This is a genomic window from Cytobacillus sp. Hm23, assembly GCF_051842895.1.
Lineage (GTDB): Bacteria > Bacillota > Bacilli > Bacillales > SM2101 > Nanhaiella.
In genome coordinates this window covers 40,825-58,390 of the sequence record NZ_JBPXRQ010000034.1, presented here as the reverse complement: position 1 = coordinate 58,390, position 17,566 = coordinate 40,825, and the positions used below count along the sequence as shown (strand labels likewise).

The following is a 17,566-nucleotide window of genomic DNA, read 5'->3' as shown; positions in this document are numbered from 1 at the left end:
GCACGCCGCCAGCGTTCGTCCTGAGCCAGGATCAAACTCTCCAATAAAGTTTGATTGCTCATTTGTTCAAAAAAATTAACGTTGACGCTTTTGTTTTGTTTAGTTTTCAAAGAACATTTCAGCTGCGTTTTTCTTGGAGCAGCTTTATTATAATAACATCGAATCTTGTCTAAGTCAACATCTTTTTTTGTCGACTTTCATCAATAATTGTCGTTGTTTCTTAGCGACGAATAATAATATAACATCTATTTTAATAACAATCAATAGTTTTTTTAATAAAATTTCAAAGAAACTTTATTAATTGTTGAATCTTCATCTAAAGCATTTATTAGACCCCGTTTATAAACAATGTTTCTATTTTTACTAAACTAGAATATAATGATGTTGTTTTGCGCAACAGTCATCGTTTTATAAAGGCTCATTTCGTAAACTTCGTTACTATTTCTACAAAAACATGCAGTATGATGAGCTTTAAAAAGAACTTAATAGTTCCAAAAGTAGACAAAATATCACGAACGCTAGATGTATAAGTCCTTATATCTATGAAAAAAATCAACAATCAATGCGAAAACAGTCTTTATAGAAGAAAAGATGAATGCCAAAAAATCTAGTTATATACATATGTTGATGAATATAGGAACAACAACTTTATGAAAAAACCCCCTAAAAGACAAGTTTAGGGGGAATTAACTATTTGTTTCTCATTTGAGGGAATAACAGCACATCTCTAATGGATGGAGCATTCGTTAACAACATGACTAATCTGTCAATTCCAATTCCTAATCCCCCTGTTGGTGGCATTCCATATTCCAACGCCTCAACAAAGTCCTCATCCATCATATGCGCTTCATCATTGCCTTGCTCACGCTCTTTTATTTGTGCTTCAAAACGTTGCCTTTGATCAATAGGATCATTCAGTTCGGTAAATGCGTTGGCATGTTCACGACCAACGATAAACAGCTCAAAACGATCAGTAAAACGTGGATCTTGTGCGTTTTTCTTAGCTAGAGGAGAAATTTCTACTGGATGACCATAAATAAATGTCGGTTGTATAAGTTTATCCTCTATTTTTTGTTCGAAGAATTCATTTACAATATGTCCATATAGCATATTATCATTTATTTCAACACCATGCTCTTTCGCATGAACACGTGCTTCTTCAACACTCATCTCTTTCCAAAAGTCTACGCCGACATATTCTTTTATTGCGTCAACCATGTGTAGTCTTTTCCATTTTGGCTTTAATTCTACTTCATCATCACCATACAAAACAGTTGTAGACCCGAGTACTTCCTCTGCAATATGAGCGATCATATTTTCAGTTAATGACATAATGTCTTCAAAATCCGCATACGCCTCATAAAGTTCAAGCATTGTGAATTCTGGGTTATGACGAGTAGATACACCCTCATTACGAAATACACGACCGATTTCATAAACTTTTTCTAAGCCACCAACAATTAATCTCTTTAAATGTAATTCAATTGCAATTCTCATATATAAGGGAATATCTAGAGCATTATGGTGAGTAATAAAAGGTTTTGCCGAAGCTCCGCCTGCGATTGAGTGCATCATCGGAGTTTCTACCTCTAAATATCCATTGTTATCTAAATAACGTCTCATGGATTGAATAATTTGGCTTCTAGATATGAACGTTTGCTTACTTTTAGGGTTAGTAATTAAATCTAAATATCGCTGACGATATCTTTGCTCTATATCCTTTAAACCATGATATTTATCAGGTAATGGTCTAAGTGATTTTGTTAATAATTCAAATGAAGTTGCTTTAATAGAAAGCTCCCCAACTTTTGTTTTAAAAACAGTACCAGAAATTCCAATGATATCTCCAATGTCTGCGATGGTAAAAGTCTCATATGGTGCATCACCTACCGCATCTTTTCTAACGTATATTTGGATCTGATCTGTCAAATCTTGAATATGCGCAAAACCAGCTTTACCCTTCCCTCGTTTTGTCATTATTCTACCTGCTATTTTAACTTGTACTTCATTTTGTTCTAACTCTTCCTTAGAGTAGTGATCCAAGGTGGAAATCAGCTCTTTAGCGGAGTGTGTACGTTCAAAACGTTTTCCAAATGGATCAATCCCGTTTTCTTCTAACTTATGTAATTTTTCTCGTCTGACTATTAACTGATCATTCAACTCTTCTGTACTCATACCTATCAACTCCAATATTATTTTTCTAACAAAAAAAGAGATTTTATATACTTCTAGTTCAAAAGAAGCGTAACTTATTCAAGGGCTCTTTCGGTTAACTCAGTTGTTATCTTTACCAAAATAGAATAAAGGAATATGAAAGGAGAAAAAGATATCCCGGTCGCTAGCTGCATACGTGTTTCTATTTAAGAAAGAAAATAACAATCTATACGAAATCTGCCATTGTTAAAAAGAAAAACCCGACAGTGCCGAGTTAATCTGAAATTGAGTTAAGTCTAAAGAATTTAGTTTCTAAAAAGCGTTGGAACCCTTTCCGTTGAAGTTGCTTATGCCTTCAAGGTGAAAGGGTGATACTTTTCTTCCTTTAGAAAAACTGCCAGCGATAGACTGGCAGTATATAAACGTCTTTTAGGGGTTATTATATTCTAGGCCATACTTGATGTCAAACAACTTTCGCTACACTTTGCTGTTTATTTTCCACATCATTAACGAACTTTGTTAGTAGATTTACTAAGTCTGCTCTATTATGACAATCATTTATAGCATTCCTTACTCTTGCATTGCCTTTAATCCCTTTTAAATACCATGCTGCATGCTTTCTCATTTCTTTCACAGCTATGTTCTCATTTTTCAGAGCAATTAGTCGGTCAAGGTGTAAAATACAAACATCTATCTTTTCTCGAATTCCAGGTTCTTCAATTAATTCACCCGTTTCAAGAAATTTGACTGTACGGTATATCATCCAAGGATTACCTAATGCCGCTCGTCCTATCATTACCCCATCACAACCTGTTTGCTCTAGCATCGCTTTTGCATCCTGTGGAGTTTCAACATCACCATTTCCGATGATCGGTATATTAACCGCTTGTTTTACCTGTTTAATGATATCCCAGTTTGCCTTACCCTCGTACATTTGCTCACGAGTTCTCCCATGTAACGATACAGCTTTTCCTCCGGCACGTTCAACTGCCATTGCATTCTCAATTGCAAATATATGATCATCGTCCCAACCCATACGCATTTTCACAGTGACAGGTTTTTGTACAGCATCAACGACAGCAGCAACCATCTCATATATTTTAGCTGGATCAAGCAACCATTTTGCACCTGCATCACACTTTGTAATTTTGGGAACAGGACATCCCATATTAATATCAATAATATCAGCTGTTGTGTTTTGTTCTACAAATTTCGCAGCTTCTACAAGAGTCTCTTTTTCTCCACCAAATATTTGCAAGCTGAGCGGCTTCTCTCGTTCATCAATATAGAGCATACCTAACGTCTTTGCATTTTTATATAGAATGGCTTTATCGCTTACCATTTCTGCACAAACAAGCCCTGCACCAAATTCTTTTACAGTTAGACGGAAGGCTGAATTACATACACCAGCCATAGGAGCTAACACAACAGGGTTTTTCATTTGTAAATCACCAATCTTTAGCATATTTGTCCCTCCTTGTTGAATACTTCTAATCTATATAATTGACTTATAGGTCACTAAATGGCGATAACTCACCTATACTTACTTCAAGTTTATCCGAAATATTTTTCATTAACTCTTCGCTAGGTAATCGATTTCCTCTCTCAACCTCTCCTAACACAGTTATTGAAACCCCAAGATCTTTTGCAAAACTTTCTTGGGTATAGCCCTTTAGCTTTCGAAAAGCTCGAATACGTCTTCCCCAATTCTCCGTTTCCATACATGTACCCCTTCTCTATCAATTAATTTGTTGATATTAACCGATGATGAATCGACATCCTTTACAAGGACAGCATGTTGATCGATCTCTAACAATGGTACCATGACGAACGCTCTTTCAAGCATACGTGGATGTGGAACAATAAGTTGCTCTGTTTCAATATTTTCTTGATTATATAACAAAATGTCAAGGTCAATTGTTCGAGGACCCCACCTAATTTCCCTTTTTCTTCCTAATTGTTCTTCTGTATGCTGACAAATCGTTAATAAATCAAGTGCTGAAAGGTCTGTATTAACTTTAATTACCATATTGAGAAATTGATCCTGATCTGTATAACCAACAGGGTTTGTTTCATAAATTGATGAAGTTTTCATTATAGTAATTTGAGGATGCAATTGTAAACTTTTAATAGCTTTAAACATATATAATTGTCTATCACCTTGATTAGAACCTAGTGCAATATAAGCTTCTCGTGTCATTTAGCGACTCCTTGTTATGAATACTGCTACATCTTTATAATAACCCGGAATTGGCGGGCCAGGCTTTGTTATTTTCACAGTACATTCTTCTATTGGAACGAATGTTGCTAATAAATCAGCTGCAATTCTTTCGCCCACTGCTTCTATTAACTTATATGGTTTTCCCTCCACAATACGTTGGCAAATTTCATATACTTCACCATAGTTAACTGTATTCTGTAATTGATCAGTTTGACCGGCACTTGATAAGTCGAGGTGAAGCTCAACATCTACTAAAAACCGCTGTCCTAATTTTGTTTCTTCAGTAAATACCCCATGATAACCATAAAACATCATTTCATTTACAACTATTTTATCTATTGTTCTTCACACCTTTCCCTACCAAGGCATCCATCATCGTGGCCATTCTAGAAATTTGCATAACATCATGAACTCTTACGATATGGCATCCTTTTTCTATACCTAAACAAACAGTCGCACCGGTACCTTCTACACGTTCAGCTGGTGGTAAATCCAAAACTTGTCCAATGAAAGACTTTCGAGATGTCCCTAATAACACAGGGTATCCAAGCTTGTTTAACTCATCTAAATGTCGTATGATTTCAAGATTCTGTTCAAAAGATTTTGCAAAACCAACACCAGGATCTAAAATGATGTTGTCATCTTTCACTCCGGCAGATTTAACTATAGACACACACTCTCTCAAATCATTAAGCACATCAACAATAAAGTTTTGGTAATTACGGTTAGTCCGATTATGCATTAATACAATTGGAACTTGATAATGTGCAGCTACCTCGGCCATTTTTCGATCAGCCTTAGCACCCCAAACATCATTGATAATATGAGCACCAGCCTCAATTGCCTGCTTAGCTACTTCAGCCTTATACGTATCTATAGATATCGCCACATTCACATTTGCCGCAACTTCTTTTACAACTGGAATAACTCTTGATAATTCTTCATCTAACAACACTTTGTTTGCCCCAGGGCGTGTTGATTCTCCTCCGATATCAATAATATCAGCACCTTCAGAAGTCATTCTCTCGGCATGTTTTACAGCTAATTCAATCGAATTATATTTACCCCCATCTGAAAATGAATCAGGTGTAGCATTGACTATACCCATAATATAGGTCTTCTTAGTAAAATCTAGATGATAAGGTCCACATGATAACTGTAAAGGCTGACCTTTCACACGTTTCACTCCTTCCAAAAGCTTTGTAGGTCAACCCTACTCCATAACGATTTTTTCGTTTCATTGTACTGCTTCTTCAAAGTATTAAAAACGATGCCCTTATTTCCCTGAAAATATCTTTGTTCTATTTTATTTATCGGTATCAATTCTTGAATCGAATTTGTTACAAACACCTCATCAGCCATTAGTATTTCATCTGGTTTAAATAACCCTTCATCAATATGCAGACCATTATGTTTTGCAAGAGTCATTACAAACTGTCTTGTAACTCCGTTCAAAATCCCTGTTTCCAGAGAAGGTGTGTAGATTTTATCGTTCTTTACCCAAAAAACATTCGACACAATCCCCTCTGCAATAAATCCTTTTTGAGATAGAAATATCCCTTCCTTTGTCGCATCTACTCCTATCTCTCTCTTCCCAAAAATATTGTTTAAAAAATGATGTGACTTTAAACGACTTTTTCCTTCTGGTGTATTCCTCTTTGTTTTTAGAAATACACCAGTTTTTTCTACAGCTGGTACTTGTAGTGGTTTCATATATATAATGACGGTAGGCTCTGTATAATGTTCAACCGACAAACCGATATCTCCTACTCCAGCTGAAACATTCAATCTAACATAAGCATTTGAAAGGTTATTCTTGTTAAGTAAACGAGTAATTATTGAAAAAATCTCATCTCGATTCAGCTCTATATCTATTGCTAAACTGTTTAACCCTTCATTTAACCTTGAAAGATGATCGTCCAACAAAAAAGGGTGTCCATCATATACTGCAAGTGTCTCAAACAAACCTATTCCATACATATACCCATGGTCAAATGGAGAAATCTTCGCATCTTCTTTTTTAAAAATATTGCCGTCTAAGTAAATATACATAAACTGATTTATTTTACTTCCCTGTATTGATCAATAAAATTTTTAAGTAGCCGTTTACCGAAAGCAGTCATAATAGACTCTGGATGAAATTGAACACCTTCAATAGGTAAGGTTTTATGTCTGATCGCCATAATCTCATCTTCTTCAGTCCAAGCTGTAATTTCAAAACAATCAGGTAAAGTCTCTCTTTTCACAATTAAAGAATGGTATCTCGTTGCAGTTAAAGGATTTTCAATATCTTTAAAAATTGTTTTTTGATTATGAAAAATTTGAGATGTTTTTCCATGCATTAATTTATCAGCTCTTACAACATCTCCACCAAATGCCTGAGCAATCGATTGGTGTCCTAAACACACTCCGAAAAGTGGAATTTTCCCAGCAAAATATTGGATAGTTTCTAGGCTTATACCTGCTTCATTAGGGCTACATGGCCCAGGGGAAATCATAATGAAGCTTGGGTTTAACTCCTCAATTTCTTTTATCGTTATTTCATCGTTACGCTTTACTACCAACTCTTCTCCTAATTCACCTAAGTATTGTACTAGGTTATACGTAAAAGAATCATAATTATCGATCATTAAAATCATTATCGTCACCTCATCAATATTTTTTGTGCTTTAGCATCCCTTCAAGTGAAAAGTTAGCAAGCTTCAATGTTCAAATTTACTCGAATGAGTTTACTTCCTTAGCTTCACATAATTCTATAGCCTTCCACAGCGCTTTAGCTTTTTTTAATGACTCTTTATACTCATATTTTGGATTTGAATCAATTACAATACCTGCACCTGCTTGAATATGAGCAATACCATCCTTTACAACCATTGTTCTAATAACTATATTTAATTCAAGATTATCTGAGAAGCCTATCCAACCAATTGACCCTGTATACATTCCTCTACGTACAGGTTCTAACTCTTCTATAATTTCCATCGTCCTCACTTTAGGTGCCCCAGTAATCGTTCCACCAGGGAAGACAGCTCTAATTAAATCATACGCATTCTTATTTTCACCTAACTTCCCTTTCACATTTGAGACGATGTGCATTACATGTGAATATTTCTCAATAATCATAAATTCATCAACTTCTACCGTTCCATATCTACAAACTCGCCCTAAGTCATTCCGCTCCAAGTCAACGAGCATAACATGTTCAGCCCGTTCCTTCTCATTTTGAATAAGCTCATTGGCAAGCTTAACATCTTCTTCATGAGTTGTCCCACGAGAGCGGGTCCCTGCAATCGGACGCGTACTCACTTCTTCTCCATCTTTTTTAATAAGAAGCTCTGGAGAACCGCTGACAATTTGAACATCGCCCATTTCCAAATATGCCATATATGGGGATGGGTTTAACTCACGTAATTGTTCATAAATGTCAATAGGGTGCTTTGTAATGGATTTTGATTGCCGTACGGATAAATTAATCTGAAAGACATCACCTTGTGCAATATAATTTTTTACCTTTTCTACCGCTTCTTTAAATTCTTCTTCAGACATTGATACATTTTGATGCTGATTTGCATGTGTAGGATAAGCGAAATTTAGTTCATGACTTATCTCTACACTCCACATCCTCTCATAATGATCTAAACGTTTCTGTGTTTTTTCATCATCTCCGTTATCAATTGTCATTAGCCATAGTATATTCTCATTATGATCATAAACAAAAATGTCATCAAAAATAAAAAAACAAATATCAGGTGTAAGTAAATCATCAGCAGCCACTGTAGGTAATTTCTCAATTTGTCGAACATAATCATAGCTTATATAGCCAATAGCACCACCTTGAAAATCTGGTAAGCTAGGTACATGTTCAGTTTTATATTTCCTCATCCATTCCTTAAGAACTACAAGTGGATCCCCTTCTATTGTAGAGCGTTGACCATGTTCTATAATTTCAACCTGATTATTTTTTCCTTTAATTGTTGCAAACGGCCTTAGACCAATTATGCTATATTTCCCTCCACGCCCACTTTCAAGTAGCATGTGATACGGTTCATCTTTTGATAAGTATTTATATCTTTTAAACCACTCATCTTCTTTTATAGGTAATTTCCTAGCTACAGGTCTTCTTTGTTGCATCGTGTCACACTCCTTACTCCAAACTAAAACTGATAAGCCTATTGTACAAGAATGTCTCTAAGAGTTCACCTTCCAGCATCTAAAATTTCGAATGAAAGTGTAAAAAGAGTTATGAAGACTTAAAATAGTTAATATATCTCCCGTGTTTATCACTATAGCTAGAACCTTACCTCTTTAATTAAAAGCTCTTCTCGTAAATTTCGTAAATATTGTATCTATGCTTGATCAATTAAGGCAACTATCATAGCCTTTAATGATGCTACGAACGTTAGATTTATACGTTCTTATGTCTTAGTATGAAACACTACATAATACGAAATCAACATTTTAAAAAAGACTCTTTTAGCAAATTTTGTTGCTAAAGAGTTTTATGAGAACTCAATAATTTTAAACGTAGCAAAGATGCCACGTATATTGGATATACGTGCTTATACCTTAGAATGCAAAGCAACAATCAGCAAAAAAACAGCTCCGTTAAGGCGCTGTTTTTTAAAAAATTATTTCTTATAAAGTTCTATTCTTCAAATTGATATAGTGGTGTACTCAAATATCTCTCACCATTACTTGGAATAATTGCTAAAACTTTTTTTCCTTTTCCTAGCTGCTTCGCTACTTTTAATGCCGCACATATTGCTGCACCCGACGATATCCCACCTAAAATACCTTCCTCTTTAGCAGCACGACGTGCATATTCAAATGCTTCTTCAGTAGTAATCTTCAAAATATCGTCATACACATCCGTATTTAAAATATCTGGTACGAATCCTGCACCAATACCTTGAATTTTATGCGGTCCTGGTTTACCTCCAGATAATACAGGTGAATCTGATGGTTCAACAGCCACAATTTTTACATTTGGATATTTATCTTTTAATACTGAACCTGCTCCAGTAATTGTTCCGCCAGTTCCTATCCCTGAAACAAATGCATCTAATTGATCACCCATTTGTTCAACTATTTCTACTCCTGTAGTTAGCTTATGAACTTCAGGGTTTGCCTCATTTTTAAATTGCTGTGGCATAAAGTATCCGTGATCTTCACGCAATTCACTAGCCTTACGTATTGCTCCGCCCATTCCCTCACTACCAGGAGTTAACACGATTTCTGCACCGTAAGCTTTTAGTAAATTTCTTCTTTCTAAACTCATTGTTTCTGGCATTACTAAGATCGATTTATAGCCTTTGGCTGCTGCAACCATCGCTAAACCAATTCCTGTATTACCACTTGTCGGTTCAACGATTGTATCACCCTGTTTTAGTAACCCTTTCTTTTCCGCTGCTTCAATCATTGCTAAAGCAATTCTATCCTTTACACTACTCCCAGGATTCATAAATTCTAACTTTAAAAATACTTCAGCAGAATCGTCTTCGACAAGACGGTTTAACTTTACAATTGGTGTTTGGCCGATTAACTCATTAACAGAATTAACAATTTTCATTTTATCACCTCTTAATTCCGAGTATTTTGATTTGTTTTGTATACAATAAATGTACTCGAAATTATAGAAATTGTCAATTATTTTCAAGTCTCATTTAAAAAGATTTATTTATTTGCATCTTTACCATAAAACCAAGACACTTCTGCCTCATCCCAAAATGGTTGTGCAGATATCGGGCCATCCATTTGTTCGAGTGCTATTTGCCTTCTTATTTGGTCCTTCATACTTTCAAAAGAGTAGTTAATTCCGTCTATTTTCTCATGTAAAAGAACGACTGCAAAACCACCTTCTACTGTTATCGGCTGACTCCATTCATTTTGTTTTAATTGTTCAGCAGTTTCAAAATACTCTTTAGGTACTAATTTACTATCAGATGAAAGGACACCTAGCTCCCCTCCATAATTAGCGGTAAATTCATCAACAGATTTCTCCATGGCTAGCACATCAAAACTCGACCCTTCTTTTAATTCATTATAGACTTGTTCTGCCTCTGCCCTTGATTTTACAACTATATGTGATAGATGATACTTTGTTTCAATATTATATAATTCTTTGTTTTTTTCATAAAAGTCTCTTATTTCGTCCTCTTGAACGTTTGCATCTTTTGTTAGTAATTGTTCAAGTAACATGCTGTAACGGATTTGTTCTCTCCATTTCTCGTCATCCCAATCATCATTAGCAAGTGAGAAATATTTTTTAATCATCTTTAACTCTCTCTCAACGGACTCCTCATCTGTTTGTATATTATATTTTTCAGCTAATAGTTCAATTACTTTTCTATCGATTATATTTTGTAAAGTTGCTTTTCCATATTCAGCTTCTAACTCATTGAGCCACTGTTGTCTATATATATCTTCATTCCCTACAGATGCAATAATTTCTTCTGATTCTGTTTGTATAATCTTTTCATTAAAATTAACAGGCTTTGTAACATCAACTACATCTTGCTTGTCATCAATCAAAATTAAGATTGTAAAACAGTTTAAAATTACAAGGCCAAAAACAAGTATCCATAACGCTTTTTTACTCAACTTTACCCCCTCCATTTTGCTAAAGGTAATTTTCGTATTCATTATGGTTTTTTTCACAACAAGACAAGACATCCATATAGCTAACTTTCGAGACATCTATCTTTTGACGTTTATTCTGTATAGGTTGTGCTTTATCGTTGTATGAATTAAACCCGTATTCAACAAATATTCGTAACATCTTATCATATGTAAATGATACTAGTTTCACAATAAAATATCTTACTATGCTAATAACAAAGTTACCGTGAAAAGCTATTATTTGTTTATGCTGTTTACACAGTGATTGTTGTTTTTCATACTAATAAACACAGAATCATATATAAGACTTACTATCGTAATTTTGTATAAATAACAACAAAATTTAGGAAAGAGCCATTATTTAAAGCCTCTGATGGAAAGAGTCTTACTCAATTACATCGCTTCTTTTTTAAGAGCCTCAAGTTCTTCTTTTGAAAACAAATACTTTTGATTACAAAAATGGCATTGTGCTTCAGCTTGGCCTTCCTCCACAATGATTTCTTCTATTTCGTCAGGACCTAAACTAATAATTGCATTTGCAAACCTTTCTTTTGTACAGTTACATTTAAAAGTTACGGGTTGTTTGTCTAATATTTTCACATGATCTTTTTCTATTAGTTCACAAATAATTTGTTCAGGGGATAACCCTTTTTCAATTAATTTAGATATAGGCTCTATCGTTTTTAACCTTTCTTCTATTGCAACAATCGTATCCTCATCTGTGCCTGGCATGAGTTGTATAATAAACCCACCTGCAGCAAGAATAGAATTATCAGGGTTAACTAGAACACCTACTCCAACAGATGATGGGGTTTGCTCAGATGTTACAAAATAATATGTAAAGTCTTCACCTAACTCTCCAGAAACAATCGGAACTGAACCAGTAAAATTCTCACGCAAACCTATATCTTTCACCACAGTTAAAAAACCATTTGTCCCTACGGCCCTTGCCACATCTAGCTTGCCATGTTCATTTAGATCGAAGTGTGTTTGTGGATTGGATACATACCCTCTCACTTCTCCATGTGCATTGCTATCCACGATAATTGCTCCAATTGGCCCACCAGCATCTACTTTAATCGTAATTTTTTCGTCACCTTTTAACATCGCACTCATCATTACGCCTGCAGTCATTGTTCTTCCTAATGCGGCTGAGGCTGTCGGCCATGTATATTGACGACGCTGAGCTTCTCCGACAGTTTCTGTTGTCTTTACTGCATATATTCTGACTTGCCCATCATAAGCTAAGGCTTTTACTAAATAATCAGACATGGTTGTTAATACCCCTTTCACTGATGCAACTATATAATAATTAATTCAATAAGTATGTTAAAACACAATTAGTTTTTATAAGAATCTTGATTCTTTTGATAAATCAGTTGTAAACCTTTTAACGTTAAGAATGGATCGACAACATCTATAACAGTTGACTCATCAGCAATTAATGATGCAAGTCCACCTGTAGCGATAACTGTTGGTAAAACATTAGCTTGAGCTTTTATTTTCTTTACAATTCCTTCTACTTGACCAACATAACCGTACAATATTCCAGATTGCATTGCAGAAACTGTGTTCTTGCCAATAACATGATCTGTATGTGCAATTTCTATTCTAGGTAACTTAGCTGCTTTGGAATATAACGCCTCCGTTGAAATGGCAATCCCAGGAGCTATAGCCCCACCCATATATTGTTTCTGCTCATTAATGTAACAATAAGTTGTTGCAGTACCAAAATCGACAATGATAAGTGGACTTCCATATAAATGCATTCCCGCTACTGCATTTACGATTCGATCTGCCCCTACTTCTCTTGGATTATCTATTTTTATATTTAAACCTGTTTTTATTCCTGGGCCAACGATTAACGGATTTATATTAAAATACTTGTGACACATTCTTTCCAGCGCAAACATAATTGGTGGAACGACAGAAGAAATAATGATGCCGTCAATATTTGAAAAATCTAAATCTACGTGCTTAAATAACGCTTTGATTATCATGCCATATTCATCTTCAGTTTTATTTCTACTCGTTTCAATCCGCCAATGATATTTAAGCTCATTTTGTTCATAAACACCTAAAACGGTATTAGTATTCCCGACATCTAAGACAAAAATCATTTCATCACCACTTTTATCAAAATAACTGTTATTCAAAACTATTACTACATAAAAATAACAACATATTCCTCATCATACCACAAATGGTTACAAAAGCGCATGGTGTCAGCTTATGCTAGTATACCAATCAGATTTAGTCAACAACAGAAGAGCCCAAGCATATTCAAAAAGTCTGTTTTCGCAATGCTTGTTGCTTTTCGTTCTAAGATATAACACGGAAACAACAATAGTTTCATGGCATCTTTTCTTCTATAATATGAAGATAATTATACAAGACTTCTTTTTACTGTCGTAATTTTGTATAAATAACAACAAAGTTTACGAAAAGAGCCTTCAAAAAAGATGCCTCGAAAAACCGAGACATCTTCTTAACCCTTCATCTTTACTAATTTTCGATCACAAAGCTAAATTAATCTTGTTGATCTTGATCATCAGATGGAGCTTCTTCTTTTTTAGTGCTAATGTTTACTTTCACATCATCCGAACTGCTCTCTTCAATACGATCAGGTAATCTTCCATTATCTATTAAATACTTAATTTGTTCAGCATCAAGTGTTTCAACCTCAAGTAAGGTTTTTGCTACTAGTTCGAGCTTATCACGGTTTTCTGTCAAAATGTCTTTAGCTTTCGCATAACATTCTTTAATAAATCTTTGTATCTCTATATCAATGTCATGTGCAATGGCATCACTATAGTTTTGCTCGTTATGAAGGTCGCGGCCTAAGAACACTTGACCTCCTTGAGCCTGACCAAATTGCAATGGTCCAAGCTTATCACTCATACCATATTCTGTTACCATTTTTCTTGCAATACCAGTTGCTCGTTGGAAGTCATTATGAGCACCCGTACTCACTTCACCGAAAATGATCTCCTCAGCAACACGTCCACCTAATAAGCCAGTAATTTTATCTAGCAACTCAGGCTTAGTCATAAAGTAGCGATCTTCTTTAGGTAGCATTACTGCATAACCACCGGCTTGACCTCTTGGAACAATCGTCACTTTATGTACGACATCTGCTTCATCCAGTACAACACCGATAATTGTATGTCCAGCTTCATGGTAAGCAACGATCTTCCGTTCCTTTTCAGAGATGACACGGCTCTTTTTAGCCGGTCCAGCAATTACACGGTCTGTAGCCTCATCCATATCGAGCATATCAATTTTCTTTTTATCGCGTCTTGCCGCTACTAAAGCAGCTTCATTTAATAAATTCTCTAAATCAGCACCTGAAAAACCAGGAGTGCGCATGGCGATTGCTTTTAAATCAATAGAATCTGCTAGCGGTTTATTGCGTGCGTGTACTTTCAACACCGCTTCTCTTCCATTAACATCTGGTCGATCGACAGTAATCTGACGGTCAAAGCGACCTGGGCGAAGTAATGCAGGGTCCAAAATATCTGGGCGGTTTGTTGCTGCTATAATAATAATTCCTTCATTCGCACCAAAGCCATCCATCTCAACTAACAATTGGTTTAATGTTTGTTCACGCTCGTCATGACCTCCACCAAGGCCAGCACCACGTTGACGTCCTACGGCATCGATCTCATCAATGAAGATAATACAAGGAGCATTTTTCTTCGCATTTTCAAATAAGTCACGAACACGAGACGCACCGACACCAACAAACATTTCCACGAAATCAGAACCACTTATGGAGAAGAAAGGTACGCCAGCTTCTCCGGCAACAGCCCTAGCTAATAATGTTTTACCTGTACCTGGAGGGCCAACTAGTAAAACACCTTTTGGGATGCGAGCGCCTAGTTCTGCAAACTTTCTAGGGTCCTTCAAAAACTCAACGACTTCAACTAACTCTTGTTTCTCTTCATCAGCACCAGCCACATCTTTGAATTTTGCTTTTTTCTTTTCTTCATTATAAAGTTTAGCTTTACTTTTACCAAAGTTCATCACACGGCTTCCACCGCCTTGAGCTTGGTTCAGCAAGAAGAAAAATAAAATAATGATGATCACAAATGGAATGATTGAAGTGAAAAACGTAACCCATCCACTTGTTTCTTTTGCTGGAACAAAATCGACTACACTATTTTCTGCTGCAATTGTATCAATCCGCTGTAACATTGCCTCTGAAAAAGGTGTTGGTGTGTATGTAATAAAATACTGCTCTTCACTCTCATAAGATCTTAATTGACCTTTAATCTCATATACCCCTCGTGCAGGTTGTATTGCAAGAGATTTAACATTATTGCCCTCTAAATTAGCTATGAATACATCATATGACATTTCCTCAGTTGTTTGATTAGTATTGTTGAAGACACCAACTATACCAATAACAACTAGAAAAATTAATAAATAAAATATAGTATTACGAAAAATCCGATTCATTCCTTACCTCCTCCCACGGTAAAAAAACTATACTCAATAGTATCATAGAAAAACATACCAATACAATTAATTTACTGTTATTATTTTGCTTTTTAAAAATATTATTTATGATTCCGTATATACTTCAGGTTTAAGGACCCCTATGTATGGCAAATTGCGATATTTCTCAAGATAATCTAAGCCATAACCTACAACAAATTCATCAGGTACAATAAAGCCTACATAATCTGCTTCTACATCAGACTTGCGTCCAGAAGGTTTATCTAATAATGTAACAATTTTAATTGATTTGGCCTTACGGTAGCGAAATAATTCCACTAGATAGCTTAAAGTTAAGCCACTATCGATAATGTCTTCGATAATTAAGATATCTCGTCCTTCTACAGATGTGTCTAAATCCTTTAATATTTTTACCTCTCCAGATGATACTCTTGATGTACCATAGCTAGAAACATCCATAAAGTCCATTTCAAGGTATGTGTCAACCCTTTTTAATAAGTCAGCCATAAAAGGCATTGCGCCTTTTAACACGCCAATAGCTAGTGGGAATTTCTCTTGATAATCTTTTGTTAGAACTTCACCTAATTCCTTTACTTTTTCTTGAATTTCTTTTTCTGTAACTAATACTTTTTGAATATCATGATTCATGACTACTTTCCTCCTAGAAGATCAATGCTTCTTAAACTGTAATAAAATATATTGTTTATTTCCATTAAGTTCAGTCTCAAAAGAAGACTTTTTTAAGCCAGGTAACCAAATGATTCTTCCATATCTATCCTCAACAACAGGCCACTCATCCCTTTCATATAAAGGGATTTTTTGATCAATAAAAATATCTTTAATCTTTTTTGTCCCATCAGATCCTTTTAATGTCATCTTATCGCCAGGTTTCCTCGTACGAATAACTAGCGGTAACTCGACACTGTTTATGTCTAAGACAATAGAATGGTTCCCATTTACCCTATTCGGTAATTGCTCTATGATTTCACTAAAAATTAGGTCACCATTAGGCAATTCAATTTGACTAGGAACTTCATGAACGTAATTATATGCTTTTATTGCTCTTTCATCATATGTAAAGATAAAATCATCATAGGATTTAACAACTTTCAAACCCATTGGATAATGTAATGTTCCTGATGGATGATCATTATTCAGAGCTGCTAGAAAGTCGTTAATATGTATTGAGGAAAGAGATGGTGGAACCTCCTGATAAAGATATTTTAATATTAGTTGAATCCCTCTCCTTTGTAAAGGAATAGGTAACTTAAGATAAGACTCTCTACTAATAATAATAGTATTGTCTTTCTTCTTCACTACTTTATTCAATTCATTTTCTGTTAATTCCTTTAAATAATTTTGATCCTCTATCATCATCTCACTAAATTGTTGAACTCTTTCATGCACTCGTTCATTTTCTCGTTTTAAATAAGGAAGCACATGATGTCGAATTCGATTGCGGGTGTAATCATCCTTTTCGTTACTTGGATCTCGACGGGGCTCTAACCCAATGCTTTGACAATAATGCTCAATTTCTTCTCTACTTAAACTTAATAGGGGGCGTATAATATGACCGATACTAAACGGTCTCTTTACAGGAATCCCTGCATAACCTAACCCTGTACTTCCTCTAACGAGCTTCATTAAAACTGTCTCAATTTGATCATCTCCATGATGACCAAGAGCTAAATATTGAGCTTCATATTTTTTCATCATTGACGAAAAAAAACGATACCTGCATTCTCTCGCAGCTACTTGGGTACTTATTTTCTTTTTTTGTTTATATTCACTCACATTTATTTGTGTTGCTTCACAAATAATCCCTAATGAGCTACAATGCTGTTCAACAAATCGCATCTCATTCTCTGATTGCTTACCACGAAACATATGATCTACATGAGCTACAACTAACTTTAAACCGAAGCTCCTTTTCAAACCAATAAGCAAGTGAAGAAGTGCTAAGGAATCAGGCCCTCCAGATACACCTACAATGATCGTTGAATTTTCTGTAATTAACTCATGACGTTTAATAAAATCATTTAGCTTATTTATCATCTGCAATTCAACCCTCTACTACTCATCGTTCTACAGAATCTTGTCCCCCTATCGTAC

At 35.2% G+C, this 17,566-nt stretch carries 16 protein-coding genes; all 16 read right to left on the bottom strand.

Features of this window, described 5'->3' with window-relative positions:
• Positions 1-690: 690 nt before the first annotated feature.
• The gene (gene lysS, locus ACSVDA_RS18410) at positions 691-2,175 is read right to left on the bottom strand and encodes a lysine--tRNA ligase (RefSeq protein ID WP_485884997.1); all 1,485 of its coding nucleotides are present in this window, start codon (positions 2,173-2,175) and stop codon (positions 691-693) included.
• Positions 2,176-2,617: 442 nt separating this feature from the next.
• On the bottom strand, positions 2,618-3,619 hold the full coding sequence (dusB, locus tag ACSVDA_RS18405; protein WP_485884995.1) for a tRNA dihydrouridine synthase DusB: 1,002 nt from the start codon (positions 3,617-3,619) through the stop codon (positions 2,618-2,620).
• 43 nt (positions 3,620-3,662) lie between these two features.
• A complete protein-coding gene (locus ACSVDA_RS18400) occupies positions 3,663-3,875 on the bottom strand; it encodes a helix-turn-helix domain-containing protein (RefSeq protein ID WP_485884993.1) in 213 nt (70 codons plus the stop codon).
• Positions 3,827-4,354, bottom strand: coding sequence for a 2-amino-4-hydroxy-6-hydroxymethyldihydropteridine diphosphokinase (gene folK, locus ACSVDA_RS18395; RefSeq protein WP_485884991.1), 528 nt, complete (start codon positions 4,352-4,354; stop codon positions 3,827-3,829). Before folK ends, ACSVDA_RS18400 begins: the two co-directional genes overlap by 49 nt.
• A complete protein-coding gene (gene folB / locus ACSVDA_RS18390; RefSeq protein ID WP_485885011.1) occupies positions 4,355-4,714 on the bottom strand; it encodes a dihydroneopterin aldolase in 360 nt (119 codons plus the stop codon).
• Positions 4,707-5,483 carry a dihydropteroate synthase gene (folP, locus tag ACSVDA_RS18385; RefSeq protein ID WP_485885009.1) on the bottom strand — a complete coding sequence of 259 codons (777 nt, stop codon included), beginning with the start codon at positions 5,481-5,483 and terminating at the stop codon, positions 4,707-4,709. The genes folB and folP overlap by 8 nt, the downstream gene beginning before the upstream one ends.
• 74 nt (positions 5,484-5,557) lie before the next feature.
• Positions 5,558-6,427 carry an aminodeoxychorismate lyase gene (gene pabC / locus ACSVDA_RS18380; protein WP_485884989.1) on the bottom strand — a complete coding sequence of 290 codons (870 nt, stop codon included), beginning with the start codon at positions 6,425-6,427 and terminating at the stop codon, positions 5,558-5,560.
• A gap of 8 nt (positions 6,428-6,435) precedes the next feature.
• The gene (gene pabA, locus ACSVDA_RS18375; protein ID WP_485884987.1) at positions 6,436-7,014 is read right to left on the bottom strand and encodes an aminodeoxychorismate/anthranilate synthase component II; all 579 of its coding nucleotides are present in this window, start codon (positions 7,012-7,014) and stop codon (positions 6,436-6,438) included.
• Between the two features lie 76 nt (positions 7,015-7,090).
• Complete coding sequence (gene trpE, locus ACSVDA_RS18370; RefSeq protein WP_485884985.1) at positions 7,091-8,506, bottom strand: anthranilate synthase component I; 1,416 nt, start codon at positions 8,504-8,506, stop codon at positions 7,091-7,093.
• A 514-nt stretch (positions 8,507-9,020) separates the two neighbouring features.
• Positions 9,021-9,944 (bottom strand): cysteine synthase A, encoded by a 924-nt coding sequence (gene cysK, locus ACSVDA_RS18365; RefSeq protein WP_485884983.1) that lies wholly within the window; start codon positions 9,942-9,944, stop codon positions 9,021-9,023.
• A gap of 104 nt (positions 9,945-10,048) precedes the next feature.
• Positions 10,049-10,975, bottom strand: a complete 927-nt coding sequence (locus ACSVDA_RS18360; RefSeq protein ID WP_485884982.1) for a peptidyl-prolyl cis-trans isomerase — start codon at positions 10,973-10,975, stop codon at positions 10,049-10,051.
• A 411-nt stretch (positions 10,976-11,386) separates the two neighbouring features.
• Positions 11,387-12,265: an Hsp33 family molecular chaperone HslO gene (hslO, locus tag ACSVDA_RS18355; protein WP_485884980.1), complete on the bottom strand. Its 879-nt coding sequence runs from the start codon at positions 12,263-12,265 to the stop codon at positions 11,387-11,389.
• A 68-nt stretch (positions 12,266-12,333) separates the two neighbouring features.
• Complete coding sequence (locus ACSVDA_RS18350) at positions 12,334-13,113, bottom strand: type III pantothenate kinase (protein ID WP_485885007.1); 780 nt, start codon at positions 13,111-13,113, stop codon at positions 12,334-12,336.
• Between the two features lie 409 nt (positions 13,114-13,522).
• On the bottom strand, positions 13,523-15,454 hold the full coding sequence (ftsH, locus tag ACSVDA_RS18345) for an ATP-dependent zinc metalloprotease FtsH (protein ID WP_485884978.1): 1,932 nt from the start codon (positions 15,452-15,454) through the stop codon (positions 13,523-13,525).
• Positions 15,455-15,559: 105 nt separating this feature from the next.
• Positions 15,560-16,102, bottom strand: coding sequence for a hypoxanthine phosphoribosyltransferase (gene hpt / locus ACSVDA_RS18340; RefSeq protein ID WP_320211149.1), 543 nt, complete (start codon positions 16,100-16,102; stop codon positions 15,560-15,562).
• Positions 16,103-16,123: 21 nt separating this feature from the next.
• A complete protein-coding gene (gene tilS / locus ACSVDA_RS18335; protein ID WP_485885005.1) occupies positions 16,124-17,509 on the bottom strand; it encodes a tRNA lysidine(34) synthetase TilS in 1,386 nt (461 codons plus the stop codon).
• Positions 17,510-17,566: the final 57 nt, after the last annotated feature.